This is a genomic window from Faecalimonas umbilicata, assembly GCF_042846195.1.
GTDB lineage: Bacteria > Bacillota > Clostridia > Lachnospirales > Lachnospiraceae > Faecalimonas > Faecalimonas umbilicata.
The window spans coordinates 1,530,585-1,557,397 of the sequence record NZ_AP031411.1 but is presented as its reverse complement, the minus strand read 5'-3'; the positions used below and the strand labels follow the sequence as shown (position 1 = coordinate 1,557,397).

28 protein-coding genes and 3 pseudogenes are annotated in these 26,813 nt (G+C 37.0%); 22 read left to right on the top strand and 9 right to left on the bottom strand.

Features of this window, described 5'->3' with window-relative positions:
- Window positions 1-116 precede the first annotated feature (116 nt).
- The 6 genes from ACGG81_RS07440 to ACGG81_RS07415 all read left to right on the top strand — a co-directional run bounded on the left by ACGG81_RS07440 (window position 117) and on the right by ACGG81_RS07415 (window position 7,070).
- Window positions 117-971, top strand: coding sequence for a GNAT family N-acetyltransferase (locus tag ACGG81_RS07440; protein ID WP_390107628.1), 855 nt, complete (start codon window positions 117-119; stop codon window positions 969-971).
- Window positions 964-2,163, top strand: a complete 1,200-nt coding sequence (locus tag ACGG81_RS07435; RefSeq protein ID WP_009261898.1) for an MFS transporter — start codon at window positions 964-966, stop codon at window positions 2,161-2,163. Before ACGG81_RS07440 ends, ACGG81_RS07435 begins: the two co-directional genes overlap by 8 nt.
- Before the next feature lie 166 nt (window positions 2,164-2,329).
- Window positions 2,330-2,998, top strand: coding sequence for a response regulator transcription factor (locus ACGG81_RS07430; protein WP_390107625.1), 669 nt, complete (start codon window positions 2,330-2,332; stop codon window positions 2,996-2,998).
- A complete protein-coding gene (locus ACGG81_RS07425; RefSeq protein ID WP_178027621.1) occupies window positions 2,995-4,008 on the top strand; it encodes a sensor histidine kinase in 1,014 nt (337 codons plus the stop codon). Before ACGG81_RS07430 ends, ACGG81_RS07425 begins: the two co-directional genes overlap by 4 nt.
- A gap of 109 nt (window positions 4,009-4,117) precedes the next feature.
- Window positions 4,118-4,885: an ABC transporter ATP-binding protein gene (locus tag ACGG81_RS07420; RefSeq protein WP_390107622.1), complete on the top strand. Its 768-nt coding sequence runs from the start codon at window positions 4,118-4,120 to the stop codon at window positions 4,883-4,885.
- Window positions 4,875-7,070 (top strand): FtsX-like permease family protein, encoded by a 2,196-nt coding sequence (locus ACGG81_RS07415; protein WP_390107619.1) that lies wholly within the window; start codon window positions 4,875-4,877, stop codon window positions 7,068-7,070. The genes ACGG81_RS07420 and ACGG81_RS07415 overlap by 11 nt, the downstream gene beginning before the upstream one ends.
- A 224-nt stretch (window positions 7,071-7,294) precedes the next feature.
- Here the strand turns inward: ACGG81_RS07415 and ACGG81_RS07410 are convergent, their stop codons facing one another.
- The 4 genes from ACGG81_RS07410 to ACGG81_RS07395 all read right to left on the bottom strand — a co-directional run bounded on the left by ACGG81_RS07410 (window position 7,295) and on the right by ACGG81_RS07395 (window position 10,930).
- Window positions 7,295-7,504 carry a hypothetical protein gene (locus ACGG81_RS07410; RefSeq protein WP_390107617.1) on the bottom strand — a complete coding sequence of 70 codons (210 nt, stop codon included), beginning with the start codon at window positions 7,502-7,504 and terminating at the stop codon, window positions 7,295-7,297.
- Window positions 7,473-8,711 carry a transposase gene (locus ACGG81_RS07405; RefSeq protein WP_390107614.1) on the bottom strand — a complete coding sequence of 413 codons (1,239 nt, stop codon included), beginning with the start codon at window positions 8,709-8,711 and terminating at the stop codon, window positions 7,473-7,475. Before ACGG81_RS07405 ends, ACGG81_RS07410 begins: the two co-directional genes overlap by 32 nt.
- Before the next feature lie 130 nt (window positions 8,712-8,841).
- Window positions 8,842-10,224 (bottom strand): sensor histidine kinase, encoded by a 1,383-nt coding sequence (locus ACGG81_RS07400; protein WP_390107611.1) that lies wholly within the window; start codon window positions 10,222-10,224, stop codon window positions 8,842-8,844.
- 4 nt (window positions 10,225-10,228) lie between these two features.
- Complete coding sequence (locus ACGG81_RS07395; protein WP_016440535.1) at window positions 10,229-10,930, bottom strand: response regulator transcription factor; 702 nt, start codon at window positions 10,928-10,930, stop codon at window positions 10,229-10,231.
- Window positions 10,931-11,085: 155 nt separating this feature from the next.
- Here ACGG81_RS07395 and ACGG81_RS07390 point away from each other — a divergent pair, with 155 nt between their 5' ends.
- From ACGG81_RS07390 to ACGG81_RS07380, 3 genes are read left to right on the top strand one after another with little or no spacing between them, the layout of a single operon-like run.
- Window positions 11,086-11,850, top strand: coding sequence for an ABC transporter ATP-binding protein (locus ACGG81_RS07390; protein WP_390107608.1), 765 nt, complete (start codon window positions 11,086-11,088; stop codon window positions 11,848-11,850).
- Window positions 11,847-12,572 (top strand): ABC transporter permease, encoded by a 726-nt coding sequence (locus ACGG81_RS07385; RefSeq protein WP_390107606.1) that lies wholly within the window; start codon window positions 11,847-11,849, stop codon window positions 12,570-12,572. Before ACGG81_RS07390 ends, ACGG81_RS07385 begins: the two co-directional genes overlap by 4 nt.
- A gap of 16 nt (window positions 12,573-12,588) precedes the next feature.
- Window positions 12,589-13,356, top strand: coding sequence for an ABC transporter permease (locus tag ACGG81_RS07380; RefSeq protein ID WP_120091260.1), 768 nt, complete (start codon window positions 12,589-12,591; stop codon window positions 13,354-13,356).
- A 25-nt stretch (window positions 13,357-13,381) separates the two neighbouring features.
- Here the strand turns inward: ACGG81_RS07380 and ACGG81_RS07375 are convergent, their stop codons facing one another.
- Window positions 13,382-13,912 (bottom strand): hypothetical protein, encoded by a 531-nt coding sequence (locus ACGG81_RS07375; RefSeq protein WP_390107603.1) that lies wholly within the window; start codon window positions 13,910-13,912, stop codon window positions 13,382-13,384.
- Window positions 13,913-14,197: 285 nt separating this feature from the next.
- Here ACGG81_RS07375 and ACGG81_RS14085 point away from each other — a divergent pair, with 285 nt between their 5' ends.
- Both ACGG81_RS14085 and ACGG81_RS07370 read left to right on the top strand, forming a co-directional pair.
- A complete protein-coding gene (locus ACGG81_RS14085) occupies window positions 14,198-14,839 on the top strand; it encodes a hypothetical protein (protein WP_409338802.1) in 642 nt (213 codons plus the stop codon).
- An 85-nt stretch (window positions 14,840-14,924) separates the two neighbouring features.
- Window positions 14,925-15,516: pseudogene (locus tag ACGG81_RS07370) on the top strand (hypothetical protein); the annotation flags it as partial.
- Window positions 15,517-15,894: 378 nt separating this feature from the next.
- Here ACGG81_RS07370 and ACGG81_RS07365 read toward each other — a convergent pair.
- Window positions 15,895-17,046 (bottom strand): IS91 family transposase, encoded by a 1,152-nt coding sequence (locus ACGG81_RS07365; protein WP_390107600.1) that lies wholly within the window; start codon window positions 17,044-17,046, stop codon window positions 15,895-15,897.
- A 2-nt stretch (window positions 17,047-17,048) separates the two neighbouring features.
- Entirely contained in the window at window positions 17,049-17,888 is an 840-nt protein-coding gene (locus tag ACGG81_RS07360) for a tyrosine-type recombinase/integrase (RefSeq protein ID WP_120091263.1), read from the bottom strand.
- A 328-nt stretch (window positions 17,889-18,216) separates the two neighbouring features.
- Here ACGG81_RS07360 and ACGG81_RS07355 point away from each other — a divergent pair, with 328 nt between their 5' ends.
- The 11 genes and pseudogenes from ACGG81_RS07355 (at window position 18,217) to ACGG81_RS07305 (ending at window position 25,449) form a co-directional block, all read left to right on the top strand.
- Window positions 18,217-18,567: a hypothetical protein gene (locus tag ACGG81_RS07355; protein WP_009261893.1), complete on the top strand. Its 351-nt coding sequence runs from the start codon at window positions 18,217-18,219 to the stop codon at window positions 18,565-18,567.
- 47 nt (window positions 18,568-18,614) lie between these two features.
- Window positions 18,615-19,430: an alpha/beta hydrolase gene (locus ACGG81_RS07350; RefSeq protein ID WP_320852343.1), complete on the top strand. Its 816-nt coding sequence runs from the start codon at window positions 18,615-18,617 to the stop codon at window positions 19,428-19,430.
- 302 nt (window positions 19,431-19,732) lie between these two features.
- A pseudogene (locus tag ACGG81_RS07345) lies at window positions 19,733-19,900 on the top strand (DUF6061 family protein); the annotation flags it as partial.
- A gap of 501 nt (window positions 19,901-20,401) precedes the next feature.
- Complete coding sequence (locus ACGG81_RS07340) at window positions 20,402-21,058, top strand: hypothetical protein (protein WP_009261890.1); 657 nt, start codon at window positions 20,402-20,404, stop codon at window positions 21,056-21,058.
- Window positions 21,059-21,118: 60 nt separating this feature from the next.
- Window positions 21,119-21,616: a hypothetical protein gene (locus tag ACGG81_RS07335; RefSeq protein ID WP_009261889.1), complete on the top strand. Its 498-nt coding sequence runs from the start codon at window positions 21,119-21,121 to the stop codon at window positions 21,614-21,616.
- A 23-nt stretch (window positions 21,617-21,639) separates the two neighbouring features.
- Window positions 21,640-22,275 carry a hypothetical protein gene (locus tag ACGG81_RS07330; protein WP_390107595.1) on the top strand — a complete coding sequence of 212 codons (636 nt, stop codon included), beginning with the start codon at window positions 21,640-21,642 and terminating at the stop codon, window positions 22,273-22,275.
- Between the two features lie 3 nt (window positions 22,276-22,278).
- Complete coding sequence (locus ACGG81_RS07325) at window positions 22,279-23,238, top strand: DUF6560 family protein (RefSeq protein WP_270602533.1); 960 nt, start codon at window positions 22,279-22,281, stop codon at window positions 23,236-23,238.
- 31 nt (window positions 23,239-23,269) lie between these two features.
- A complete protein-coding gene (locus ACGG81_RS07320; RefSeq protein WP_390107593.1) occupies window positions 23,270-24,472 on the top strand; it encodes a hypothetical protein in 1,203 nt (400 codons plus the stop codon).
- Window positions 24,473-24,505: 33 nt separating this feature from the next.
- Window positions 24,506-24,703, top strand: coding sequence for a hypothetical protein (locus tag ACGG81_RS07315; protein WP_005334773.1), 198 nt, complete (start codon window positions 24,506-24,508; stop codon window positions 24,701-24,703).
- Between the two features lie 19 nt (window positions 24,704-24,722).
- Window positions 24,723-25,004, top strand: a complete 282-nt coding sequence (locus tag ACGG81_RS07310) for a hypothetical protein (RefSeq protein WP_390107588.1) — start codon at window positions 24,723-24,725, stop codon at window positions 25,002-25,004.
- 97 nt (window positions 25,005-25,101) lie between these two features.
- Window positions 25,102-25,449 carry a hypothetical protein gene (locus ACGG81_RS07305; RefSeq protein ID WP_390107585.1) on the top strand — a complete coding sequence of 116 codons (348 nt, stop codon included), beginning with the start codon at window positions 25,102-25,104 and terminating at the stop codon, window positions 25,447-25,449.
- 355 nt (window positions 25,450-25,804) lie between these two features.
- Here the strand turns inward: ACGG81_RS07305 and ACGG81_RS07300 are convergent.
- Window positions 25,805-26,140: pseudogene (locus tag ACGG81_RS07300) on the bottom strand (DUF6040 family protein); the annotation flags it as partial.
- 19 nt (window positions 26,141-26,159) lie between these two features.
- Window positions 26,160-26,600 carry a hypothetical protein gene (locus ACGG81_RS07295; protein ID WP_009261882.1) on the bottom strand — a complete coding sequence of 147 codons (441 nt, stop codon included), beginning with the start codon at window positions 26,598-26,600 and terminating at the stop codon, window positions 26,160-26,162.
- Window positions 26,601-26,813: the final 213 nt, after the last annotated feature.

Here is a 26,813-nt window from a genome sequence, read left to right as displayed (position 1 = left end):
TGCTGCTGTTTTCGGAAAGATTCTTCCAATATGTTTCTGTTTAAATTTCCGCAATAATTATTAAAAGATTCTACATGAATTTTGTTATCATGCGTAAGGGAAAGGAGGAAACACGAATGGGTAAGAAATCAATCATCAGCATAGAGGCTGTCATTGACTTTATTGAAAATCATCTTGATGGAAAACTGGAATTAGAAACAGTTGCAGAGGCTGTCCACTATTCAAAATATCACTTGCACCGATTATTCACTGAAACCGTAGGAATGACAATCCACGACTATGTGCAACGCCGCCAGCTTACAGAGGCAGCAAAGCTACTGATTTTTTCTGATAAACCGATTATTGAAATATCCTTTATCTGTGGTTATGAAAGTCAGCAATCGTTTTCAATGGCTTTTAAATCTATGTATAAATCACCGCCTGCGGAATATCGTGAAAAACAGAATTTTTATCCTCTGCAGTTGCGCTTTACTTTACATAAAGAAATCGCGGATATGGAATTCACAACGCAGGATATTTGTTTAGCAGAAAAGAAAGATATTTCTGATTGGATGAACTTAATGTGGCTTGTTATCGATGGGTATCCTATGATGGATGAAGGTGATTACTTAGCTAAGCTGGAAGAAAGTATTGCCGAGAAACGAGCGCTTGTATTAAGAGATCGAAATACTCTAATTGGAGCATTAACATTTACCTACTCTCCAGGCAGCATAGAATTTCTTGGAGTACATCCACAATATCGCAATCGCGGACTTCAAAAATTATTCTTAGATGCTTTATTGAAAACATATCTTCCAGGACAGGAAATAAGTACAACAACCTATCGTGAACAGGATAAGGCAGATACAGGATATCGGGATATGTTATTGCAACTTGGATTTGCTGAAAAAGAATTGCTGACAGAATTTGGATATCCTACGCAGCGCTTTGTGTTCCTCCCTAAAAAACAGGAGGATATGAAAAATGAATGACACGCAACACAGCGGTTGGCAGAAAAGAATACTTCTTTTTTTAACCAGCCAATGTATCACACTCTTTGGTTCTACGCTTGTTCAAATGTCACTTGTCTGGTATGCAACTATGCAAACATCCAGCGGCACTTGGGTAGCTACATTTACAGTCTGCTCCTATTTGCCACAATTTCTGATTTCATTTCTAGGTGGTGTGTGGGCAGACCGATATCACAGAAAAAAATTGATCATAGGCGCAGACCTGCTGATTGCAGTTGCCACTTTTATAATGGTATTGGCAATTCCTCAGATTTCATCCGAATCTACTTTGCTTGGAGGTTTGCTTGTTATGTCGATTATTCGGTCTTTGGGAGCCGGAATACAAATGCCAGCAGTCAATGCCGTCATCCCACAACTTGTCCCGGAAGATCAGCTTATGCGGTACAATGGCATCTACGTAACAATGCAGTCTATTGTAAATTTTGTAGCTCCAGCGGCGGCAGGTGTGTTTTTTACAATCAGCACATTGCGGATGACACTTATGATAGACATTATAACGGCGGTCTTAGGAACAGGGCTACTGTCTTGCTTGACCCTTCCGAAACAGAATACTTCTGTTGAAAAAGCAAGTGCCGTTTCTGATATGGAACTTGGTATGAAATACGCTTTTTCGGACAGGCTGATCGGAAAACTTTTAATCATTTACGGCTTATTCACGTTCTTTTGTGTTCCGGCAGGGTATCTGGCAGGACTTCTTGTCCGACGGGTATTCGGTGATACTTACTGGCATCTTACTGCAGTAGAAGTAGTCGGTTTTTTAGGCATGATGGCAGGAGGAGTTATTATGAGTACTTGGAGTGGAGTTAAGAATCGAGGAAAAACTTTAGCAGGAGGACTTTTTGTGTTTGGCTCTTTGGCAATTGGAATGGGCATTTCAAATAATTTTATTCTTTATCTTGCCCTAATGGTATGCTATGGTATTGCATTAACAGTAGTACAAACAGTAATTACTACTATCTTACAAGAGAAAACAGACATATGTATGCAGGGGCGTGTATTTGGATTACTTGGCACGATGTATGCTGGATTTTTACCGATTGGTATGGCTATGTTTGGCCCTTTGGCGGATATTCTTCCTTTACAGTGGATTATGATTGGATCGGGTATAGCACTTATGGTAATTTCGGGTATAACTTATGAGAATTATGACTAAGTTAATCTCAAGAAATTAGGAAAGATTCTTAGTAATTTTTATAGATGTGTATGATGTTAGATTGAAACAGGTGGAAATGCGAGCAATGGAATAAAACGAATTGGGGCAGGGAAACTTGCTCCAATTTTAGCTGTATTATGTTATAATGCAGTTTAGGAGGATTGTTATGAATACAGAAATTTTAATTATTGAAGATGATCCAGTGATCCGTAAAGAACTGCAAACAGTACTGGAGGGAAATAAATATCACACGTCTGTTATTGAAGATTTTTCTGATGTAACAGAACAAGTGCGAAAAATAAATCCACATCTGATTTTATTGGATATTAAATTACCGCAAGAAAATGGGTTTACCATTTGTTCTGGCATTCGGAGTTTTTCACAGGCTCCGATTATCTTTGTTACCAGCTGCAATACGGATATGGATGAATTGAACAGTATTATGCTTGGAGGAGATGCTTTTATCACAAAGCCCTATCACACAGCCATTTTACTTGCAAAAATTACTTCCTTGCTGAAACGTGCTTATCCTGATATACAAAGCAGACATCTGACTTATCAAGGTGTTTCTTTATCTTTAGAGACTGGAACAATCGAAGCGGAAGGAAAGCAGACAGAACTCACAAAAAATGAACTGAAGATTATGTACTATCTATTTGAACATGCCGGAACCATTTGCACGAGAGCAGATCTGGTTGAATATTTATGGGACAATCAGCTCTATGTAGATAATAATGCATTGAGTGTAAATATTGGACGTATCAGAGAAAAACTATCAAAGATTGGTGTTAAAGACTTTATTAAAACGAAACACCGTCAGGGGTACACATTATGAATGGAAAACAGTATTGGAAAGACAAAATCCCTATTTTCATCATCAATATCGTCTGTATGGTATTGTTATCGGTTTTTCTGTTCTTTGTAGGAAATAATGTAGATAGTATTGCAGTGATTCTTATCATCTGGACGATGTTACTGGCTGGTGTACTGACGTTTACCTATCATCAGCGAAAAAGGAGATTAAACAGATTAGTAAAGATGGCAGAAGGACTGGAAGAAAAATACTTGTTATCAGAGATGCTTCCGGAACCGGAACATGCCGAAGAACAGGTTTATTTTCAACTCTTAAAAATGGCGTCCAAATCTATGCTGGAACAGATTGGAACAGTAGCAAGGGAGAGACAGGAGTACCGGGAATATATTGAGCAGTGGATTCATGAAATCAAAACACCGATTACTGCAATGAAACTATTGTGTGAAAATCATAAAGAGCCTTTTACCAGAGAATTGATGAGGGAACTGGAAAAAACCAATCGCTTTACAGAACAGGCGCTTTACTATGCCCGTAGTGAATATACGGAAAAGGATTATTCTGTTCAGGAAATCCGGTTATTTGATGTGGTGCATCAGGCGATTGCAGATAACAAGTATCTTTTATTGCAGAATCAGGTTGCCTTAGAGACGGAAGAGAGTGAACTGACGGTTTATTCGGATGACAAATGGCTCCGGTTTATTCTGGATCAGTTGATTGTCAATGCTGTAAAATATAGTCGGGAGCATCCCGCATTGCACTTTTATACCAAGGTGCAGGGAGATCAGATTTTTCTCTTTGTAAAAGATCATGGAATAGGAATTTCTGCAAATGATCTGCCCCGTATTTTTGAGAAAGGTTTTACCGGGCAAAATGGACGTATCCGGCAAAATGCAACCGGTATCGGACTTTATCTTTGCAAAAGACTTTGTGACAAGCTGGGAATTGGAATTTCCGCCCAGTCAGGAGAGACAGGAACGACGATGATTCTGTCCTTTCAAATCAATCATTTTATTCATCAGGTGCAGGGCTAAGAAAAGCCCTGCATTTCTTACATTTTTGTTAGAAGTTTGTTAGAAAACTTGATACAAACACAGGCAGAAATCCGTTACAATGATAATATCAAAAGACGAGGTGAGTATCATGAAAGAAATTTTAAAATTAGACCATATTCAAAAATTTTATGGAAATGAAGGCAATGTAACAAAAGCGATTCAGGATATTGATTTTTCTGTGCAGGAAGGTGAATTTCTAGAGATTATGGGCGCATCAGGCTCAGGAAAAACAACGATGCTGAACTGCATTTCTACCATAGATACGGTAAGCGCAGGGCATATTTATTTGGATGGTACAGATGTAACTGAGATAAAAGAAAAGGCGATTGCAAAGTTTCGGAGAGAAAATCTGGGATTTATTTTTCAAGATTTTAACCTGCTGGATACTTTAACCATTAGTGAGAATATTGCTCTGGCCCTGACGATTAACCACATTCCGGTCAGGGAAATAGAACCGAGAGTGGAAGAGATTGCGAAAAGTCTGAATATTGCCGATATTTTGGACAAATATCCATATCAGGTTTCCGGTGGACAGAAGCAGAGATGTGCTTGTGCCAGAGCAATTATCAATCACCCGAAGCTGATTTTGGCGGATGAACCGACAGGGGCCTTGGACAGCCACTCATCTCAGATGCTTTTATCTACCATGCAGAGTATGAATGAGAATCTGGGTGCAACCATTCTGATGGTTACACATGATGCATTTTCGGCAAGCTATGCCAATCGGATTTTATTTTTACGTGACGGTGTAATTTTCACTGAAATCTTAAAAGGCAGGGACACCCGTAAGGTATTTTTTGATAAAATCCTGAATGTTCTTACCATGATGGGAGGCGGGGTAAGTGATGTACTTTAGATTGGCATTTAAAAATGTAAAACGTTCTATAAAAGATTATTTGATTTATATTATGACACTAACTGCCTGCATCTCCTTATTTTACGCATTTTTGTCGATTACCAGCCGTTATTATAGACCAGATATTGGTGCGGAGTTTAATCTGGAGGTGTTAGGAGACGGAATGTTGCTGGTGATTATATTAATTACCATGCTTTTGATTTTTCTGGTGCAGTATGTCAATCGGTTTATGATAAGGAATCAGCAAAAAGAATTCGCAGTGCAGAGTATCATGGGAATGGAGCAATCAATGATTGCCGGTCTTTTCTTTATAGAAACATTGGTAATGGGACTTTTCTCACTGGTGTTAGGAATTGTATTGGGAGTCATTTTCTCACAATTTATTACTGCCATGTTGTTGCAGGTTTTTCAGAAACCATTTGTGTTTTCGTTTATGTTGTTTCCGGATACGGTGTTCCTGACCGTTTTCTTTTTTGGCGCTTGTTTTGCAATCGTAGGACTGTTTCAGATTCGTACTATCAGAAAGATAAAAATCATTGATATGCTTCATGCAGATCGAAAAAATGAAGCATTTTCCACAACTCATAAATGGGTGGAGAAGGTTTTAAAAGTTAATTTTATTTTGTTTTTTCTGATGGGGATTTATAGTATCAGGACATTGACTTATTACCTTACTGATGAGTTTCAAACAGCAATTCAAATATGGGTTTTAATCAGTATTGTAATACCTTTTGTTATGGTAGGTTTGGGAATTGCTGAAAAGAAGATACGAAAATCTTGCAGCCATGTAAAATATCTGCTTATGGTTGGATTGGTCGGATTTGCAGAAATGATAACCGTAAGTCTGCTTCCTGTCTGGAAAATGTATTTTGCCCTTCCGATGGATAAGGGGGCATTTAATTTATATCTGGCATTTATCATCTGGTGTCTGATATTTCTTGTCAGTGTATTTTTTGTTGTATTCAGTGATGGACTTCTGGTCTTGAAAAATCATAGTCTACGAGTAAAGTATAAAGAAGAAAATCTGTTTTTCTTCGGACAGATTTTATCAAAATTAGGATTAAATACACTATCAATGACGTTGATCTGTTTGACTTTGACATTATCTATTTCCCTATTTTTACTTACCCCGTTCTTGGTGGAATGGGCACAGGGATTTTTAGATAAGAGAGTGGTGTATGATATTCAGATTGATTCCGACTATACAGCTGCAGAGAATGTAAAATTATTGCCCGAAACAGATTACGCATTTTTGGATTCATTTTTTGAGGAAAAGCACATCACTTTGAAAGACAACTGTACTTTTTCAACATACTTTTTGAAAACTTCGGATGTTCATGGGCAGAGTGCAATTACAGCTATTTCCTTGTCTGATTATAACCACTTGATGGAAATGTTTGGATATGAGGAAATTTCTCTTGCTGAAAATGAATTTTCAACACAGTGGTTATCCATTACACCGAAAAGTACGATAGAAACTTTCGAAACCCAGTACGATAGGATCGCTACAGATAATGGAGAACTGATTCTTTCTGCTATTGAACCGAAAACAGAGGAACTAGGAGAAGTAATATACAGTAATCAAAATGTTGTTCTGATTCTACCTGATTTGACGTGTGATAAGCTGACGGTCGCAAATTCTTATCGGTATATCATGACAGAAAGTCCTCTTTCCTATGCAGACGCCGAACAATTAACGGATTATTTTGATGAATATATGCCGATGGATGGACAGGAGGTTTATTCTGTCACTACAAAAACAATTGAAAGAAATGATACTTCTGCATTGATTTTCATTGTACAGACAGGATTGATCTATAGTGCAATTATTTTATTTGTTATATGTTTTACAATTCTATCTCTGCAGCAATTATCTGATTCTGGAAAGTATCGGTATCGTTTTCAGGTTTTAAGGAATATGGGAGTGGAGGAAAACCATATCCGCAGGTTGGTATTAAAACAATTAGGGATTTGGTTCGGAGTCCCTGTTATGGTGGCTCTTCTCATATCCAGTGCATTTATACTGTTTTTATTTATTGGATTTTCCATACAGATTAGAACGTATATCGGCGCTTGGAAATTGTTGCAGCAAGTAGGAACTATTTTGATTATTTTGTTTGCCTTATTGATCTGTTATTTCACCAGCACCTGGATATTATTCCGAAAGTCCATTTCACAAGGGTAGGAGGGAAAATGTAACGTATGACTGTAGAATATGAGGATGGGAAGCCTGTCCATCTAGAGCGTGTGCTTGTATCCTGTCAGTATACGGAGAATAAGAAACTGGAAGCAGGAGATCTTTTTTAGATTTCCTGCTTTTCTTGCTTTATAGGAAAGTTCGACTTTTGCCGAACTCTGAAATGAAAATAGCCCGCACAAAGGCGGGCATGGAAAACAGACGGTTTTAGTTTAGAAGATATAAAAACCTTCTTCGCCGAAATCGTCATCATCCAGATCATCAAATTCGTGTAAGAAATAATCCATATCCAGAAGATCATCCGCGCTCATGTCGCGGACTTCGTCAGAGGTTATGCCTTCTGGAGGATTTTTAATATACTGTTCCCGAAGTTCCTTTGCAAGTTCTGCCTCAGTGATTCGTTTGATAGTGATCGCCTCCATTTCTATAGTAGATACGTTGATTGTACCATGTAATAAGAGACTGTGAAAGAAAAGAAGAGGAGGCAGGAGAGCGGCAATGATGCTTTCGCATAACTTTTTCATACAATTCATGCAAAGGAACAGGTTTGTGATTGAAATATAACTCAAGGAAAATCATGGTTGTACCGCAAGAAGGGCATTTTAATGGATCATATCCAAAGGAATGAGGGATAGACTCACGCCACCGATTAAAGGAGAGAAGTATTTTGTGTTTTTCTTTTGAGATAGCCCTGTGAAGATATCGGTCAGATTTACAATGCCTGGCATAAATACCGTAATAACGAATCATTTTGAAATGCTTTTCCGGGATATGCTGGGTAAGTCGAGCCATGAAGTCAAGAACGGGGAGGGTCTCGGTGACCAGTTTCTCGTCTTCATGGCGATTATAATGAAAAGTAACAAATTCACCGTCGTAAGAATCAATGCGTGATGTTGCAATGACAGGTCTGCCAAGATAACGACCAATGTATTTGATTACCTGAGAAGGGTTGCATTTATTGGGGATAGCTCGAACGTAAAAACCATTTTTATGATCAGTGTAGATAGAAGCTTTTAGTTTTTTGAAAGAGTCGCCGATTTTGGAATGTAAGTCATTCAAAAGAGCGGTTTGGAAAGAATCACGTAAAAATGTATAGTTGAAATGTTTTTTGTGACGCCAGTGAAGGGAATTACCAATGCCATCTTCAGAAATTAGACAATGGATATGAGGGTTCCACTTTAAATCTCTGCCAAAGGTATGAAGGACACAGATAAAACCAGGAGTAAAGAGTTCTGATTTATTATCTTTATGGAACATGCGTGTGACAACACTGTTAACAGCAGAGAAAAGGCAGTTCAAAAGAGAGCGGTCACTTAAAAACAGAGGACGGAGTTCTCTGGCAATGGTAAAGACACAGTGGCGATGCTGGACATTGATGATCTTAAAGGACATAGAGGTAGTTCTGTCAATGGAATACATGTTACCGCAGGTAGGACAAAAGCGGGAATGACAACGGAAAGGAACAAATTTGAAATTTCCGCAGGAAGGGCAGGTATACATGGCACCACCAAAAGAAGGATCACCACAATTAATCATTTTTTCTACATTTTCGATGACAGAGTCGCGAGGGTGTTGAATATAAATCATTTCCTCAAAATGGTGTTTAAAAATCTTTTGTAAAATATTCATAAGTCTATTATGAGGGAAAATAAGGAAAAAAAGAAACCCCCAACCCCTCAAGATTGAGGGGCAGGTGAGTTGAAGTGTCGAAGACACTTTTTTATCATTAATAAATATTCAAAATGATTTCATACCTAATTTATGTGAGATTTTGAATAGAATCCGTAGAGCTAAAAATTAGAGTGATTTTGCATCCACAGTTAATCTTACTATCAATGGTCATAGTACCTCCATGTGCTGCCACAATTTGTCGAACCAAAACAAGCCCCAGTCCATGTCGAAGATCCAAGCGTTCATCTGTACATTCTAAATAGTGAGGTTTTTCTTTTAGTTCTTGTAGTTTTTTCTCAGAGAGTCCTACCCCATCGTCTTGCACAATAAGCTGAGGGATATTTTTCGTTTGGCTTAAAGATAACAGAATCCTACATCCCAGCGGATTGTGCTTCATACTATTCTGAACGAGATTATTCACGGCTCGTGAAATCAATCTAGCATCACATTCCAACACAGCATTTTCGGCATCAGGATCAATCTGAATTCCAATAATGTAGCTATCGGAAATCCCCGTATTCAATAGGTCAGCCACGTAGGAGCGCAGCAGTTTGGATAAGCGAACCACTTCTTTATGAAGCGGCTGCATTTCATATTCTAACTGCGATACTAAATTCAAATCCTGTACCAGTTCTTTGATCTTTACACTTTGTTTCTGTACTATTTCTGCCTGTTCTCGGATGGTTTTGTTGGCAGATTCGTTTTCTGCAATACGATTTGCATATCCCATAATCATGGAGAGGGGTGTGCGGATATCATGAGAAACACCGCTGATCCAGTTCGCCCTCGCCTCATTTTGTCTGTTCAAAATAGAAGAAGCCTTGTTCACGCTATTTGCGATTTTCGATAATTCGCCGCTGATATAAACTGAAACAGGCTTTCCGTCTCCCAGAGTTTCCACAGCCGATACAATCGGTTCGATATTACGAATGATTTTGCGTTTGGAGAAATAATAGGCACAAAATAGGCACAGAACATCTAATCCCAACATTCCAAGCACAAAGATAGGGAGACGTCGAAGTGCTGCAATGGAATAGTAATTGCTGGTGAGTTTTGTATAGCTGTCTTTCGGATACCCCAATACCAACAGTCCATCATTGGTGTTCCAGACAAAAACAGGATAATCCTCAATATACCCTTTTGAAAACAATGCGACATCTTGAATAGTGTAACTTTCTGGCACTTCGTCGGGCAAATCAACCGACCAATAACTCTGCCCATTAGCATTTAGATAAATTGCCCAAATATGATTCTGCCGAAGTTTTTGTATCATATTGTCCGATAATTGCTCCGGTGTGGCGGCATCAGCAGTCATTTCCAACATGGATTGCGGGGAAGAATTCCTATAATCCGCAGTCATAATCTTTTGAAAAGTTAGACTATATACTACCGTGTTAAGAAACAGTAATATCAGGATAAAAGCAACAAAAGATGCAAGGTGTTTCGATATGTAACTTGCAAATGATCTCATGACATCACTTCCTTGCTATCAGCTTATAGCCTAAGCCTTTAATAGTTATCAGGGATACAGGTTTTGATGGATTAATTTCAATTTTTTCCCGGATGCGTCGGACATGAGCATTGAGGCTGTTTTCGTAGCCAAAAGGATTATCACCCCATAGTGATTCACAAAGCGCATCTACAGTTACAATTTTTCCAGCATTACGGGCGAGAGTTTCCAACAAAGCGTGTTCTTTGGCAGTCAGAGAAATAATCTTGTCCTTCTTCTGGACTTCGGCTCTACTGAAATCAATCGTACACCCATCTAAAACAAGCAGTGGTGAATCCTCTTTATAGGTTCGACGTAATACTGCATAGATACGCAACACTAATTCCTGCGGCATGAAAGGCTTTGAAATGTAATCATCTGCACCAAGCCCTAATCCTGATAATTTGTCTGTCGCTTCGTCCTTTGCTGTTAAGAAAATGATCGGCACATTGGTGAAGGTACGGAGCTGCTGCATCAGAGCGAAGCCGTCCCCATCTGGCAGCATAACATCCAAAACAATTAAATCTGGATTTTCATTTTTGGCAGTTAGAACGGCATCTTTGACTGACATAGCGGTAAGGATAGTTTCAAATCCTGCATCTTTCAATATATCTGTTACCATTTTCAATAACTCCTGCTCATCATCTACCAACAGGAGCCTTTTACTATGCAAAAAAGAATTGTCCATAGCATTCTCTCCAATCTGATTTCTTTGTTTCTATTATATCATAAGCTGTCCATTTTGCGGTCTCGCTTCTTAAAAAGTAAGGTAAAAGTAAGAACAGGAGAATGTAGATGTCAGGTTGAAGTTGTAACATAAAAATATCGAAAGGAGATGTTTCTATGGACTATATCATTACAACGGAACAGTTGACAAAGAAGTACAAGAACTTCACTTCGGTCAACAATGTTTCACTTCATATTCGCAAGGGCAGCATTTATGGTTTTCTCGGCCCCAACGGTGCGGGAAAATCCACGACCATGAAAATGCTGCTGGGCCTGACTGCACCGACAAAGGGCAGCTTTACCATTGATGGGAAGCAGTTTCCGGGGGATCGGATTGCCATTCTCAAAGAGATCGGTTCATTCATCGAAGCGCCATCTTTCTATGCAAACCTGACCGGGCGGGAAAATCTTGATATTATCCGTCGCATTTTGGGGTTGCCAAAAGCCAAAGTGGAAGATGCTCTGGAGCTAGTGGGGCTAACCGAGTTTGGTGATCGGCTGGCAAAGAAATATTCACTGGGAATGAAGCAGCGTTTGGGTCTTGCCGGGGCGCTGTTGGGGCGTCCGCCGATACTGATTCTAGATGAACCTACCAATGGACTTGACCCATCTGGTATCCACGAGATCCGTAATTTAGTAAAATCCTTGCCAGACCTTTATGATTGCACGGTGCTGATCTCGTCTCATATGCTGTCTGAAATCGAATTGATTGCGGATGACATTGGGATTCTAAACCACGGACAATTGCTGTTTGAGGGCAGCATGAATGATCTGCGACAATATGCTCTGCAATCCGGCTTCGCTGCAGATAATCTGGAGGATGTGTTCCTTTCTATGGTTGAGAAAGACAACATGGACAGAAAGCAGAGGGCAAAATTATGAAAACGCTGGTAATCGAACTTCGGAAAGAAAAGCGAACAGGCGTGATTCCCGTGCTGCTGGCTGTTGGTGTCTTGGGAGCCACCTACGCGTTTGTTAATTTCCTTGTGCGAAAAGACACACTTCTGAATCTGCCGTTGGACCCGATGGATGTTTTGCTAACCCAGCTTTACGGTATGATTATGGTGCTGAACCTGTTCGGTATTGTGGTTGCTACCTGCATGATCTACAACATGGAGTTTAAAGGAAGTGCGGTTAAGAAGATGTATATGCTTCCTGTGAGTGTCTCGGCTATGTACCTGTGCAAATTCCTGATTTTGACAGTTATATTTTTTGTTGCAATCGTGCTGCAAAACTTGACACTTGCACAGATTGGCATGACGTACTTGCCGGAGGGAGCATTTGAAATGGGTATGCTGGTGCGCTTTGCCGGATACTCTTTTCTCACATCCATGCCGGTGTTGTCGTTTATGCTGCTGATTTCCTCTCGTTTTGAAAATATGTGGGTGTCGCTTGGAATTGGTGTTGCTGGTTTCCTAAGCGGTATGGCTCTTGCAAATTCGGGACTGACGCTTTTGCTGGTACATCCTTTTGTGGTTATTCTAAAACCGGCAGTAGCCATGAGCGCCCAGCCCGATCCGATGGTTACTTTTGTTGCTTTGGCAGAAACATTGTTGTTCCTTGCAGTGGGCTTGTGGTTGGCAAAGTACAGACGTTACGAGTAAGGAGGGAGGGTAAGAAATGAGCTTTTGGGATTTACTAAAAATCGAGTTTATGAAAGTAAGACGATCCAAAATCGTACCCCTGATTTTCGTTGCACCTTTATTGGTAGTGATTTCCGGGGTTGCGAGTTTGAGCAACTACTTTACACCGGAAATCACTACCAATGCGTGGCCTGCCATGTTCATTCAAAGTGCGCTTGTCTACGCTTACTATCTGCTCCCGTTTAGCATGATTGTAGTCTGTGTGATGATTGCGGGACGGGAAACAGGAAATAACGGGATTCTGAAAATGCTGGTGTTGCCGGTCAGTCGCAGCACATTATCTATTGCGAAATTCTGTGTGCTTACCTTTTATCTGTTCATGGAAATGGTAGTGTTTCTTGTCGTGTTCGTAATCGCCGGATTGATTGCGACACAGACGATGGGAGTAACAGAAATCTTACCGATCCTGTATCTGCTGAAATGGTGCTTGGGACTGTTTCTAACAATGCTGCCTTGCATTGCGGCCATGTGGGCAATCACCGTACTGTTTGAAAAGCCACTTCTTTCTGTAGGGTTGAATTTGCTGCTTGTTATTCCCGGTGTATTGGTTGCGAATACGCCATTGTGGATTGTTTACCCGTACTGTTACAGTGGCTATCTTGTATCCTGTTCTCTTCATGATTTTACAGTAGAAACTTCCGATGCTGTTTTTTCGATGTTTCCGTTCCTGCCGTGTGCGATTGTGGTGTTCGGTCTGTTTTTTGCACTGGCGGTTACCCAATTTGGGAAAAAAGAAATGAGGTAAAATTATGGAAAAGAAAAAATTTCAATCAATAAGTATAGCTGCGCTCATTGTGAGCATCCTGCGCTGACAGCCCTTGTCCCGTCGCTCCTGCACTTTTCTCTGTCAAACGGAATCCGAACTGTTTGGGCTGGGGCAATATTGCTTTTGTCCTGCTGGGTCTGATTCTTTCAATAGTATGTGTACGGAGCAAGGAAAGCCGCAGCGTTATCAATATCGCATCCACAGCAATCAGCGTTTTTTTGGCGCTGTTGATGGTGGGAATTGTTACACTCGCCTTGTTTCTTACTTTCGTGTAGTAAGAAAACTGATTATTAACCTGACAAGCAAAGAGTTTGATATATTGTTTATTACAAAGCCCAAAGGTGTTTTTACTTATGAATTGTATAGACAGAATCTTCCAAACTATATTGAGAGTGTCGCTGGAATTGGCTATAAATTTAAATACTTGTAAGGCAAGGTCACAAGGCAACTTTTCCCTTGTGACCTTGCCTACTTCATAATATTTACTAAGGGGTATATTTTGAGTTAAAGACAAATATGAGGAATCAATTTTCATAATGTCAATTATTTTGTAGTAACTGATCAAAAGGGCTATAATTCAGGAAGATAGAAAAAAGAAGCGTTACAAACAACAAAATGAAGGGAGGTTGAAATCGTGACGAAGAAAGAACCTATTATCGGGGAATATGGATTTTGCGGAAATGTGCGTTACAAGGCTTGAACAGGAACTCTGTACACAAAATTTTTTCTTCCATTCTTTATGTTGTTGAAGTACAATTTCTTATAACACAATAAATTTCATTATATTCAAATTTACTGCATAGTAGAGAGGGGGAGTAATATGAATTGGAATTTATTTTTGTTAATGTTTTATGGAAAAGTTTTTATCATCTATGCGTTTGTAGGATATTTATTAGTGAGATATATAAGAAAAGGGTGGATTAGATTTAATCCAGACAGGATGATACAATGTCGTCTAAGAGATATGCTAAAAAAACGGAAAAGAATAGTTGACTTTCTTATCAATTTGATAGTGATTTCTAATATGATTTTTGTAAGTTGCAGTTTTGGATTATCAGCGTTGATGGATATTCCGATTGTGGTAAGCAAAGGAGCAGTAATAACGGAAGGGATTGTAGTAAAAGGTTCAAATATAGAATCATCAAATAAGTTAGAATGTTACAATGTTGTTGTGGAAGAAAAGGATAATGGTAAACTATATGACTTAAATCTGTATTGGGAAAATGGTATTCATAAAGATGATTTTGCCGCAACTGAATATAACCGTCAAGGTCAGATGAAGAAACCGAAGGAACTGACAGAGCTTGGGACAGGGCGAAGTCAGTTTGTTCGGGCGGGAGTACAGAGGGTGCAACTCTTTGTGCATGGGTACAGGGAATGCAATACCCCTGTGCAGGTCAAGGGCGGCAGCCTTGCCCAGGTAAGGGGCGTTTCGCCACTTAGTACTGGGTATATTACTTGACGCAGAAAGTCGCAAGGAATCAGCTTCGCTGCCCGTCTCTCCTGTCGGGGAAATCAAAAAGAAAAGGAGGAACTCATGTGAAATCGGCTCTCATGTCCATATCCTGAATTGGGCGCTGCACTTGGATGAAAGCCCCCCTCATATTCACGAGCGTCATGTGTTCGACTGTGAAAATCAATATGGAGAGATTGCCCCACAACAGGAAAAGGCTTGGAGCAAGTGGCAGCACAGGAGCAAAAATTGGAAGAACTCACGATGAAGATTGAAGATGTGGAAGCTCTGCTGGACGAGGTTGCCGATATTACCTATGACAAGACGGTTGAGGTCGTTGCTGATACTGTGAAACTGGAAACGCACAAGGAGGATATTAAGCTGGTGGAGTAGTCTAAAGCATGGGTTCTCTCCCCTAAGCGGAAGGCTTCAAAGAAATCGAGTATGCAACGAAACGATTGGATGGCGTGATTGCCAGAATCACAAATGCTATGAAATCAACCATTCAGAAAATCCAAACTACGCTGATGAAACCAGAGGACAAAAAAGCCGGAACGGAGCAAATCAAGAAGAAAGCCAAAAGTTCCATTATAGAGCAGTTGAGCCGCAAAAAGAAAGAAATGGCAGAGCGTGAAGTCAGCCGGACAATTCCGGTGAAAAGCAAAAAACAGGATATGGAACTTTAAGGCACTTGCTGTTTTCACTTTGAAAATGGCAGGTGCTTTTGTTTTAGGGAGCAGGAAAACATCTTCCATTCTTTAGGTTGATAGAGTATAATGTGAGCAACAAATTGATTAGAAACCAATCGAAGTTGGTGTAAACGATAAAGCAGCTTATAGATTGCTGATAAACTGCCCTGTCGTTTGCACCAATTTCGATTTTTCTATAGTGAACAAAGTCGTGTCCGGATAGCCGGAATATATGGAGTTTCAATTCGTTTCTTTTGTAGAAAAAAACTGTTTTGATTAAAATATTGTATCAGATTTCTTTATAGAAAAAGATATTTTTCCACAACAAACAGGCCTCATTTCTGCGGCTTCGTAAAAATATTTAATTATTGGTTTTTAAATCCGTAAAGGTATCCGTTGCTGAGGGGTTCCGAGATGTCCTCCACAGCATTTACAAACAGAAACCTTGATTCCATAAAGTGTTTCCAATATTTGAGCTGTTTTCATATTTTTCAGTCGAGACAGATATTGCCTGCAGCCAAGAAGATTTCTACATAGTGTAAGTTGTTTGGTTTTGCTTCGGGTGCACAGCAGACCATAATGTCTGATCCGGACAAATCGTTTCGGTGGTACGTGCATAAGGAATCTACGGATAAATTCAACTCCGGGGATAGTCAATTCTTTCCATTTACCTGCTTCACGGTAGTCCTTCACATAGTATGTGACAGTATCTTCATCCATGCGGATAATACGGCGATTACTGATAGCAATTCTGTGTATGTACTTACCAAGGTAATGAATAACAGACTGTGCACCGTTAAAGGCTTTCTTACAGTGTGGAATCCAGTCTTTTTCATAGCAGATATTTATCAGCTCTTTGAAGGCATAGTGATTCCGGTATTTTTCACTGCTTCCGTGAAATTGAAGTTTTTTATTTTTCCATAAAGTTTTCAGTTCATCCAGATATTTTCCACGGAAAAGTTTAGATAACACTTTAACAGGGAAAAAGAACTCTTCACCTTTATCGCGCCACTGATTCTTAGCAGTCAATCCACCACCGAGAAGAATGACATGGATATGGGGATGGAAATTCATTTCAGATCCCCATGTATGCAGGATACAGATGTATCCGACCTTTGCACCCAGATATTTTTCATCCTCAGCAAGTTCATTTATCGTGGAAGAGACAGAATGATACAAGGCATTATACAGGAGCTTCTGGTTACAATAGATTAAAGGATTCAGTTCCTGAGGGACTGTAAATACCACATGGAAGTAAGGTGCTTCCAAAACGTCTTCCCGTTGGGCATCCATCCACTTTTCGGTAGGAAGAGCTTGACACATAGGACAGCATCTGTTACGACAGGAATTGTAGTGAATCTGAAGATGGCCACAATCTTCACAAACACTGACATTTGCTCCATAAGCGCCGGTCTTGCAGTTCATAATGGAGTGTGAAACTTTTGCCTGTTCCGCAGAAGGTGTATATCTGTCCAGATATTTGAGATAAAAAGAGTGAAATATATCCTGTACAGTTGGATTTTCCATGCCTAATCCTCCTGCACGTCAAAAGGACTTTTAATTCCCAATAGTGTTTTGTTACTCACATGAAGATATATTTCTGTGGATTTTGGGTCTGTATGTCCTAATAATGCTTGAATATATTTAATGTCACAACCCGCTTCCAAAAGATGGCTTGCAAAACTATGCCTGAAAGTATGAGAAGAAAAATGTTTCGTAATGCCAGCCTTTTTTGCACTTATTTTTAAGAATTGATTTACACTTGAAATATCAAGGTAATTGTGAGTCCATTGACTTGGGAACAGTATATCCCTTGGTTTACCGCATTGAAACCAGTATTCTGTAAGTAAATCCAGTGTACGGTCGGCAAGAATAGTATATCGGTCTCTTCGGTTTTTGGTATTGCGTATATGAATAGACTTATTACTTCTGGATATATCGTCATAGTGCAGATGTACCACTTCTGATACACGAAGTCCACCAGAATACATGGTTGCAATCATTGCTTTATGTTTCAAATTTTTAGTTGCATCAAGAATAGAATTGATTTCATCCTTTGAAAGAACAACAGGAAGAGCCCGATCGCGTTTCATGCGGGCGATTTCATCTTCGTCCCAGTATAGTTTTAAGATTCTTTTATACATAAAACGTATAGCAGAATAATAATGATTATAAGTTTCCGGCATGACTCCAGATAACCTTTTTGCAGTTAAAAAAGCATCCGCGTCATCAATAATCAGTTCATCCCATGGCTTCCCTGTATAATCTAAAAAATGTCTAATCGTATGACAGTAGGCATTAGCTGTGGATGGCTTTAAATTTTTCTTTTCCGCAGCGAGTTTGATTTGATTATAAATATCTTCGTACATAAAATATCCTCCGTAAAATAAATGAAATTTTATAAGTTCCACATGCCTTTACGGAGGAGCATTCGCTTGATAAAACCGCTTGTAGAAACGGTGGAAAAATGGTATTCTTTTCATAGGCAGTGGTAGGGAACTAAGCCCGTATTTGAAGTTTGTTTTTGGTGGTACTTAAACAATACTATCTTGGGAGAATCCTGTCACTGCTTTTTTAGAAAACTAAAGTAAGAAACTGTGCAATAGCCTTGGAAGGCCATCGCGCAGCGATTTTGTTCAATCTGAAGTTGTTGGTATAAATTAAAAGTTATAAGAAGTGGAAAAGGAGGACAAGTTAATGATAAAAAAAATAGCTATTGTACCCTATGTAACGAATGGGAGAAATTCACAGATTGGGCATGATGGGCATTTTAACATTTTAAAGAAAAAGAGAAGTACTGTATTAAAAGAGAATTTACAGTCTGTGATTGAAGCGAAAAGTTGGGAAGCGGAAGTAATTGTTGATGTCAATCATGGAGATTTACAATCGCTGAAACGAGAAGGAGTAAACTTGTTTTTAATTCCGGAAGATATTGCTAGGTATATAGACTATAGCAGTGTTAATAAGGATGAGTGTTTCGAATTAACACATGATGAATATGAAAGCGGAAATATAGATAGAGTAGTGAAATACATAGAAGAAAATTGAAACATAATCTCTTAGAGGAGCTTATCAAATTTGGGAAGGTGAACGCATTGAAAGAAAATACATATCGAACTTCTTGTGGAACGATTCACTATTGGTCGAGTATTACAACGCCTAATGCAATTACGCTTGCTTTTCTTCCGGGACTGACGGCTGATCATAGATTATTTGAAAGACAAATGGAATATTTTGATGGAAAATATAACATTTTTGTATGGGATGCACCTGCACACGCATCCTCGTGGCCATTTAAATTTAATTTTGATTTGTTCGATAAAGCAAAATGGCTGAAAGAAATTTTTAAACGGGAAAAAATCACAAACCCTGTTATTGTCGGTCAATCTATGGGTGGATACGTAGGACAAACTTATGCGCAGCTTTATCCTGATCAATTGTCGGGTTTTGTTTCCATTGACTCTGCACCATTGCAAAGAAAATATGTAACCGGCTTTGAAATCTGGCTTTTGAAAAGAATGGAGCCCGTATATTATCACTATCCTTGGAAACTGCTTTTGAAGTCAGGTTCAAACGGTGTAGCGACTTCCCATTATGGAAGAGACTTGATGCGCAAAATGATGTCGGTATATGATGGAGACCAAAAACGTTATGCGCAGATTGCAGGGCATGGCTATCGCATTTTAGCCGAAGCAATGGAAAAAAATCTACAATATGAAATTAAATGTCCGGCTTTGTTGATATGTGGTATGCAGGATCATGCGGGTTCTTGTATCCGGTATAATAAGGCATGGCACCAAGACACGCAGATTCCTTTGAAGTGGGTCGAGGGTGCTGGACACAATTCCAACACTGACAATCCAGAACTGATAAATGATTTGATAGAAAGCTTTCTTAAAAATATTCAATAGAATCGGATAAATCGAAAACTTTCAGTTGATATTGCACTTATTTTAGGAAATTTAATAACTGTTATATTTGATTATCAAATTCTTCGCAAACCCTTGAAAATACTAAGTTTGTAGCAAGTGAGCTTTCCCTTACTCTTTCCCTTGTGTTATATTCTCCCAATAGCTTTCATGAATCTTAATATGGGAAAAAATAAGGGAAAGAAAATTTCATAACACAGTATAACAATAACGACATGGTGAACTGATTGAAATGTTTTCGATATTTAACTCTATAACTGATTATTAAAAGAAAACGGAGATAAATGCTTCGCATTGATTGCTGGGAAGCTGAAAAAGATTTAAAAACTACATATGGATCAGAATGTGCGTTTACTCCATTGGCTGTGGATGAGCCTTTAGAATATGCAAGATTATATCTTGATGGCAATTTACAGATGTGGGTGGATGCAGAAGATTCACTTGAATTATAGAACAAGAATAACGGATAGAAAACCTCGGATGCCTATTTTACAAGGGTTTCCGAGGTTTCTTTATGCCTGATGGCTCTATTTTTCTGATGGAGTATTATTTTTGGGATAATGGCGAAAGGCTTTAGCGGTATAGTTAGAAGCACCGTTTCCATATTTTGTATTGGTTATGGTTTTTATATAATCACTGGAATAAGAGTCAATTGTAGAGCAAATGAAATAGACACAGGGGATTAAGGAAGAGTTGAAGGCAGATAAACAGATGGAATGGGTAGCAAAATAAATACTATACAAGAGTGTGAAAAGGGAATTTTGAATAAGGAGATGATTTGGCAATAAGGCCCAGTAATCTGGTGGAAAGCAAGTCTGAAAATGGCTTGCTTTTTGCTTTACAATGTGGTTAGTTGATGTATATAATTATGATAAAGAGATAAAATTGATTTTTATATTTTGGTTCGATATTGTGATGCAGTTTTTCTATATTAAAAAATATACGAGGTTATAATGAAGAATAAAAGTTATGATTATATCTTTGGAAATGGAAAATTTAATGCTTGGTTCAACATTATAGTTAGTATTATTAGTTGTTCAGCAATATCGTTTTGTTTAACCGAACTTTTGTTTTCCTTTGATTTTAAAGTGAGTTTTCAAAAAGCACTGATTTTTACCATACTTTTTGTGATTTTTTTATTATTGTTTTATTACTTTATAAAACAACGTACTTATAAACTATTCGATCAAAAAATAACATATGGATTTAGGGAACGAGAAATTTTGTATGCGGATATCCATTCATTAGTTTTTACACTATCCTCCAGACCTAAAGGAATATATGATATTGGACTGGGAGAGCCATACCTATACATAAAAGAAAATGGGAAGAAAAAATATATATGCAATATTACAATTTATTTGGCATATCCAAGTGTTATACAAAAAATATATGATATCAATATAAGCAATGGGCAGATAGGAATGTCTCCTGCCTACAGTTTTAACTGTTATGATATAAAAAGTATTTTCAATTTGATACATAATTCAAAAGCAGATATTTATGTGACGAAAAGTTTTCTTCTCTTTAATAATTGGACAATAAACAGCTTTTGCAAAGAATACAATATCTCTATGGAAAGGGTTCAGCTTATAAACGATGGAAACTAATGTAAAAAAATTTGTATTGTATTGAACTTTAGAAAACCTTTTTATGAGAAAGGATAACGTATGCAAGAATATTATAAAATATATTTTCCTTATTCCAAAGAACATTTATTGGAACAGATTAAGAAGACTACAAAACCATTATGTATTTCAAACCAGGCTTATAGAGATATGGCACTTGCAGCCTACAAAGAAGAGGATAATACCTTATGTATCGGATATGCAGCAGGAAGTATGACAGGCGGTGGCTGGGAAATGCTCCAGACACATATAAAAAGCTATGAGGGAGATGTAATGCTGGAAGGTACGTTTGTGCTTTTGCCATACATAAAAAAAGCTGCACTATTTTTTCTGCTCATAGTGATTTTATTTGCATTGTTTTTTTCTCAGGGAGATTTATTGATTTTAACAGAATGTCTGATTTTATTTATGTTTCCATTATATCTGCTGTATAGGAATATTTCTAAGATAGGAAAATGTGAAGAAGGGCGACGGCTTGTTTTATTATATCTGGAAAAGGTGCTTCATGCAAATGTGGAAATATCCGTAGAGGAAGAATAAAGAAATGATAGGGGAAAACGAGAATGAAAAAGATTAATGAACAAACAAAAAGTTTTTTACTATACGGTATAGAAGATGTGATTAAGCCGAAAGAAATCTACAAATTAGATGGAGCAATCTTGTTTCTAGTATTTTTATTTTTCTTTTTATCTGAATCAGCTCCATCACCGTTTTTTTCAAAAGTATTTTTAGTTATTGTTTATCTTGGATTCGTGATTCTTAGTTTTTCAAGAACAGAAGTGACAGGGAAAAAGGTTTTTTGGATCATTGGAATACAAAGTCTGACGTTTTCTATTTTGTTCTGTTGGGCAGCAACTATCCTCATGCTGACAACTATGAAAGAAGAATATTATAAGAGGTATCTAACCATACTCGTTATCATTTACATACTGGTAATCGCTGCATACATTTTTCTTATAATAACTTTGATTAAAAAAGATATCTACAATCCATCTTCTTCCAAAAAGCTGGCTGGAGGATGGTGTATTACTAGTTTTGTATTGCTTGGAATGGGTGTGGCAAAAGTACTTAGTAGCAGCGTTGAATATACAGCCATGATTAGAATTGCAAGCCTTTGTTTCTATTTTTGTTCTTTGGGTTCTATCTTAGGAGTTTTTCACCTGGTAAAGTATTTTGCTGTCAAAAAATGGGGGGGTTGAAAAATGAATATTTTTATGAAAAGAATCCTATCAATCATTCCTTGGGTTGCGGCTCTGTTGGTTATCAGGGCAATAAAAATAAAAAAGATAAATCGTGAATTAAAAACTTTAGAACAGTTGGAAGAAAAGAATATAGATGAAAATAATTATAGCATCCAAGAAGAAGGATGGCTGGGAATTTTATTTTTAGTTGGAACTATATTTTTCTCAGGATTACTTTTGTATGGTTTTATAGACGGACAGGCGGATTTTTCTGTTATAGTGGCATATGGAATATTGATTGCTTTTTCTGGAATCTGTACCCTGCATTTGTTCCTGTGGAGAGTCAAGGTAAATCATGATGTAATTGAATACCGGTCGCTTTTTGGAAAAAAATATTATAAATTTTCAGATATAACAAGAAGTGTAGATAAAGAAAATGGTACATTGGAAATATATGCAGGGGACAAAAAAATATTCAAATTTGATGAAAACATAAGCACATCATTGTTTGAAAATAGTCTGTCTAAGCATAAAATTTCACAAGAAACATGGTTGGGCTGTAGAGATAAAGAGTGCATCATAAGACCAAAAGAAAGCCACTATGTTCTGCCGGGCATTTTCTTTTTATATTTGGTTTACAATAGTGTGATACTTGTATCAAATGCAAAAGAAACAGCTTTTGTTTTCCTTTTATTCTCTCTTGTACCGGGAGGTATATTTTTCTATTTTTTAATGGACAAAACAATTGTCAGGGATGGATGGTTATATAGAAATGGATTTTTAAGGAAGAACTGTAAAATCAGATTAACGGATATTACCCAGGTGAAAAGAAAAAAGAATTTATTTGGAGAAACTCTTATTTTATACAAAAATCAGAAAAAAATCGCTAAAATTTCTGCCCGAAATAGAAATGTGGACTGGCTGCAAGTAAAGATTGCAGAAATAAAAAAGGATAAGAAGAAATTAGAGCGTAAAAAATGAAAAATGTGAATCATATAGGGAGATTGAGTTTATGGATAATGTCATTAGATTAAGTAAATTTGTAAAAAATTTAGGAATAGTAACAACAGTTCTTTTTTTAATAATCGTACTGGTAACATTTGTTACAGGAAATATGGGGGTTGCGATATGTTTTATGCCTTTTGTATTTTTAGGTATTGCTTTAATTTTGGCATACAAGAAACAAATAATTGTAGTAAATGAAGATGAAATTGTATTTAGCTATCTGGTTAAGAAAACTCAACATATAAAATATAATGATATTCGTTGTATTTTAATGATTCCATTAAATGGTAGAACAGATGTCGTATTAATTGATAAGATGTACAATAGACTTGTTACTCTGGAGCAAATGTATGTAAATTATGATATTTTATATGATACACTTATAAAACATGAAATAGATCTTGTGGATTTTGGTGAGTTAGTTGAACAGAACAAAGATGTATCAAAGTATGTACCTGCTTTAAACTGGATAGAAAAGAATTTCTATAAATCTATATGTAATGAGAATACAACTATCAAAAATATGTCAAAAACAATAGAAAAAGAAAAGCGTAAAAAAACAAAGCAATTTTTAAAAGCTTTAGGTTGGATTCTAATAATTGCTGATGCGGTAGCATTTTTTATTGGTGGCAAAACAATGTTAGTTATATTTATAATGGTTTTGATGATTACATATGCAGTGTATATAAAATATTATCCATATATATTTATAGAAGTCACCACAAAAAAAGGACAAGAACTGGCGTATCAATTACCATTTATGGGTGCAGCAATAGCAATGCTTTTATCCCTGAATACGAGTAAACTCTTTAATTATGAATTTGGAAACTATATGAAGATTACGGCAATTATTACTGCTTTACTTGCACTGCCATTTATTATTAAATCTTTAAAAACAGATGTACCACAGAAATTTGGACGTAAACTTTCAGTTGTATTTGCTGCTTTTATAATCGCATTTACAATTACCTTCCCAATAAATTTTTTATTTACATTTGATGGGGCAACTCATGAAATTGCAATTGTAACAGACAAAAAGATTAGCAGTGGTAAAACTAGAGATAGAGAGTTATATGTAAGTTGTAATGGTAAAAGAGAAATATATACTGTTTCAAACAGTGAATATGAAAATACATCAATAGGCGATAGTAAAAGAATTTGTAGAAGAAAAAGTGCATTAGGATTGGAATATAGTACGATACATGATTAATATTTATTCAAAGATAAGGAAGGAATATATAAGATGAAAATATTGTTAGCAGTAGTTGGAGGATTATTATTACTGATATTCCCTTTTATAGTTATGAAAAAAGCAAAAGTAACAAAAGAAGAAAATACTGATGAAGCAAGGAAAAAATTTAATGTGTTTCTCATTTGTATGATACCTGTTCCTCTAATAGGCTTCATATTTCTTTTAATAGGGCTTAGAAGTTTTTTATAAAATTAAATAAAGGAGAAAAATGTTAAAAAACAATGATATATCAATACCAGAAGCCTGCTATGCAGATTTATGTAAGGTGGGTTTTTTTGAAAGAAAACAGGTTAAATTAACAATTATATGGAATGAAAAAATAAGCAGAAATAAACCAATACTTACACTTAAGAAGTTATATCCTGAATTAAATAAAGTGTCTACAGTTGAAATCTATAAAATCACAAAAAAACGAAGAAATGGCAATTTGCAGAGATGGGATGGGGATTTGCTGTTGACTTTTCGCATAAAGCAGAAAAAGCGGGGATAAAAATATTGTTAGAAGAATAACTAAAAATCTTGCTAATGTATAAGTCAAGTAAAAAATAGAATGAAAAATAATCATATAGCAGAGGAGATTGGGTAATATGAAGGAACAAAAGAAATCTTTTTGGGGAGCGGTTCTGGTGTCATTTTTAAAGGAATTTCTATTAAACTCATTCGAAGCCCCAGGTCATCTTTATTATGATGAAAATTTAACTAATGAAGGAAAAAGAAAGAAAAATTATATTTGGAGGGTGCTTCTACTGGTGACTGCGGTAGGAGTAGCTTTGCTTCCTTTTATAGCTTGGAACATGTTTGTTCCAGATGTGCTATGGGCAAAAATAGTTACCGTTGTAGTGTGTGAAGGCTATGTTGTTTTTATAGTAAGTATGGAGATTATCCAAATAAAGGATGAGCTAAAGGAAGATATGTTAAAAATAGGGGGATATTAATAGGTTTTTAAGGAAATGCTTAGGTACTCCCAGTAAAAAGAGTATGACAGGTGTCGAATATTATTATGAGTGGGGACAAATACAATCCTTCTATGATGATCGTTCTTGTCAAACAGGAATTGTAATTATGTTTTAAAATAAGGAATATTGTATCTCTTGCTTCCGTATGCAGAAAGATTACATCGGTACAGAGAAATGTGGTAGTGATACACCAAAGAACACAGGCGAAACCTTATATCTCGGTTCCACAAGTAGCGAATCTTTCAAAAGAGAGAGATGGGCAAAACTTCGCTGTTTATATAATAGTAGGGGACGATGTTTTATCCCCTGCTATTATACGTTTTTTAGCATGTTTTCACCAATATTGCTTGGTACCTAACCGATTTTTCAAATAACATCTAATTCCAAGATATACTCCCTGCGAAAGTACGAAAAGCAATAGAAGATTTACGGAAAGTGCTTTTTTAATTGCTTCTCCAAAATAAATGATGACATCAGTACTTGTCAGTATCATCAGTAGAGTAATAACATCCCAACAGTTTTTCTTATATAATTCTATAACCTTTATTTCTATCAGTATCGCCAGTATCCCTGTCCCTGCCACACATATTCCGACAACTAATATCAGAAATAACCAATATACCATTCCGGCTATAAAAGGATTTGGAATTTTTGTGCTAATCTGTGCCACTATAATCACTGATGACAAATCATTCAATTTCCACTATATTTGTAATAGTTGCATATCTGGTAAATGGTAAGTAGACTAATTGAACACTATCGCCAGTTTCGCACCAATCCACCTTACCAACTTTATAATTTCTTCCATTTTCAAGATATATTAGCATTCCATTTTTTTTAACAATTACACCTTGAACTTCCTTATAGTTTGCAGTTAAAACATACGGCAAATCTAAACAAGAAGGTAATGTTCCTATCAAACAGTAAATTATACTTATTAATAAGAAGAACTTTTTTACTATAATATTAAGCTTCCTCTCATGTTTCTGTGCCCATTTTTGTTGCTTAGGATAAAAAAATTCCCACTTAACTATTTTTAATTTAGAAATAGCAAGAAAGGCACAAACTATGGCACAAATACTCATTATGACAAAGTATAGCCAGTATAGTGATAATCTATCAGTACTCATAATATCCTCCCCTGTTTTGAAAACTTTGCGGACAAACAATCAATATATTTCATCGCATATATTAAAGTGCCGAATAGAAAATAACTTTTCTTCATTATACTTCATCAAGCTAAAGAATGAAAGATATTTTTGCCCCCTAAAGCAAAAGCACCTGTCATTTTCAAAGTGAAAATAGCAAGTACCTTAGCATTCCATATTCAATTTTGGGTGCAA

Bases quoted from the DNA above. Each gene is read 5' to 3' on its own strand.
- ACGG81_RS07325 (WP_270602533.1), top strand. From the start codon at position 22,279: ATGAATATTTTTATGAAAAGAATCCTATCAATCATTCCTTGGGTTGCG.
- ACGG81_RS07430 (WP_390107625.1), top strand. From the start codon at position 2,330: ATGAATACAGAAATTTTAATTATTGAAGATGATCCAGTGATCCGTAAA.
- ACGG81_RS07440 (WP_390107628.1), top strand. From the start codon at position 117: ATGGGTAAGAAATCAATCATCAGCATAGAGGCTGTCATTGACTTTATT.
- ACGG81_RS07415 (WP_390107619.1), top strand. From the start codon at position 4,875: ATGTACTTTAGATTGGCATTTAAAAATGTAAAACGTTCTATAAAAGAT.
- ACGG81_RS14085 (WP_409338802.1), top strand. From the start codon at position 14,198: ATGAATTGGAATTTATTTTTGTTAATGTTTTATGGAAAAGTTTTTATC.
- ACGG81_RS07320 (WP_390107593.1), top strand. From the start codon at position 23,270: ATGGATAATGTCATTAGATTAAGTAAATTTGTAAAAAATTTAGGAATA.
- ACGG81_RS07305 (WP_390107585.1), top strand. From the start codon at position 25,102: ATGAAGGAACAAAAGAAATCTTTTTGGGGAGCGGTTCTGGTGTCATTT.
- ACGG81_RS07355 (WP_009261893.1), top strand. From the start codon at position 18,217: ATGATAAAAAAAATAGCTATTGTACCCTATGTAACGAATGGGAGAAAT.
- ACGG81_RS07375 (WP_390107603.1), bottom strand. From the start codon at position 13,912: ATGAAAATTGATTCCTCATATTTGTCTTTAACTCAAAATATACCCCTT.
- ACGG81_RS07330 (WP_390107595.1), top strand. From the start codon at position 21,640: ATGAAAAAGATTAATGAACAAACAAAAAGTTTTTTACTATACGGTATA.
- ACGG81_RS07295 (WP_009261882.1), bottom strand. From the start codon at position 26,600: ATGAGTACTGATAGATTATCACTATACTGGCTATACTTTGTCATAATG.
- ACGG81_RS07400 (WP_390107611.1), bottom strand. From the start codon at position 10,224: ATGAGATCATTTGCAAGTTACATATCGAAACACCTTGCATCTTTTGTT.
- ACGG81_RS07435 (WP_009261898.1), top strand. From the start codon at position 964: ATGAATGACACGCAACACAGCGGTTGGCAGAAAAGAATACTTCTTTTT.
- ACGG81_RS07335 (WP_009261889.1), top strand. From the start codon at position 21,119: ATGCAAGAATATTATAAAATATATTTTCCTTATTCCAAAGAACATTTA.
- ACGG81_RS07365 (WP_390107600.1), bottom strand. From the start codon at position 17,046: ATGGAAAATCCAACTGTACAGGATATATTTCACTCTTTTTATCTCAAA.
- ACGG81_RS07390 (WP_390107608.1), top strand. From the start codon at position 11,086: ATGGACTATATCATTACAACGGAACAGTTGACAAAGAAGTACAAGAAC.
- ACGG81_RS07315 (WP_005334773.1), top strand. From the start codon at position 24,506: ATGAAAATATTGTTAGCAGTAGTTGGAGGATTATTATTACTGATATTC.
- ACGG81_RS07425 (WP_178027621.1), top strand. From the start codon at position 2,995: ATGAATGGAAAACAGTATTGGAAAGACAAAATCCCTATTTTCATCATC.
- ACGG81_RS07395 (WP_016440535.1), bottom strand. From the start codon at position 10,930: ATGGACAATTCTTTTTTGCATAGTAAAAGGCTCCTGTTGGTAGATGAT.
- ACGG81_RS07310 (WP_390107588.1), top strand. From the start codon at position 24,723: ATGTTAAAAAACAATGATATATCAATACCAGAAGCCTGCTATGCAGAT.
- ACGG81_RS07405 (WP_390107614.1), bottom strand. From the start codon at position 8,711: ATGAATATTTTACAAAAGATTTTTAAACACCATTTTGAGGAAATGATT.
- ACGG81_RS07380 (WP_120091260.1), top strand. From the start codon at position 12,589: ATGAGCTTTTGGGATTTACTAAAAATCGAGTTTATGAAAGTAAGACGA.
- ACGG81_RS07410 (WP_390107617.1), bottom strand. From the start codon at position 7,504: ATGGAGGCGATCACTATCAAACGAATCACTGAGGCAGAACTTGCAAAG.
- ACGG81_RS07420 (WP_390107622.1), top strand. From the start codon at position 4,118: ATGAAAGAAATTTTAAAATTAGACCATATTCAAAAATTTTATGGAAAT.
- ACGG81_RS07360 (WP_120091263.1), bottom strand. From the start codon at position 17,888: ATGTACGAAGATATTTATAATCAAATCAAACTCGCTGCGGAAAAGAAA.
- ACGG81_RS07385 (WP_390107606.1), top strand. From the start codon at position 11,847: ATGAAAACGCTGGTAATCGAACTTCGGAAAGAAAAGCGAACAGGCGTG.
- ACGG81_RS07340 (WP_009261890.1), top strand. From the start codon at position 20,402: ATGAAGAATAAAAGTTATGATTATATCTTTGGAAATGGAAAATTTAAT.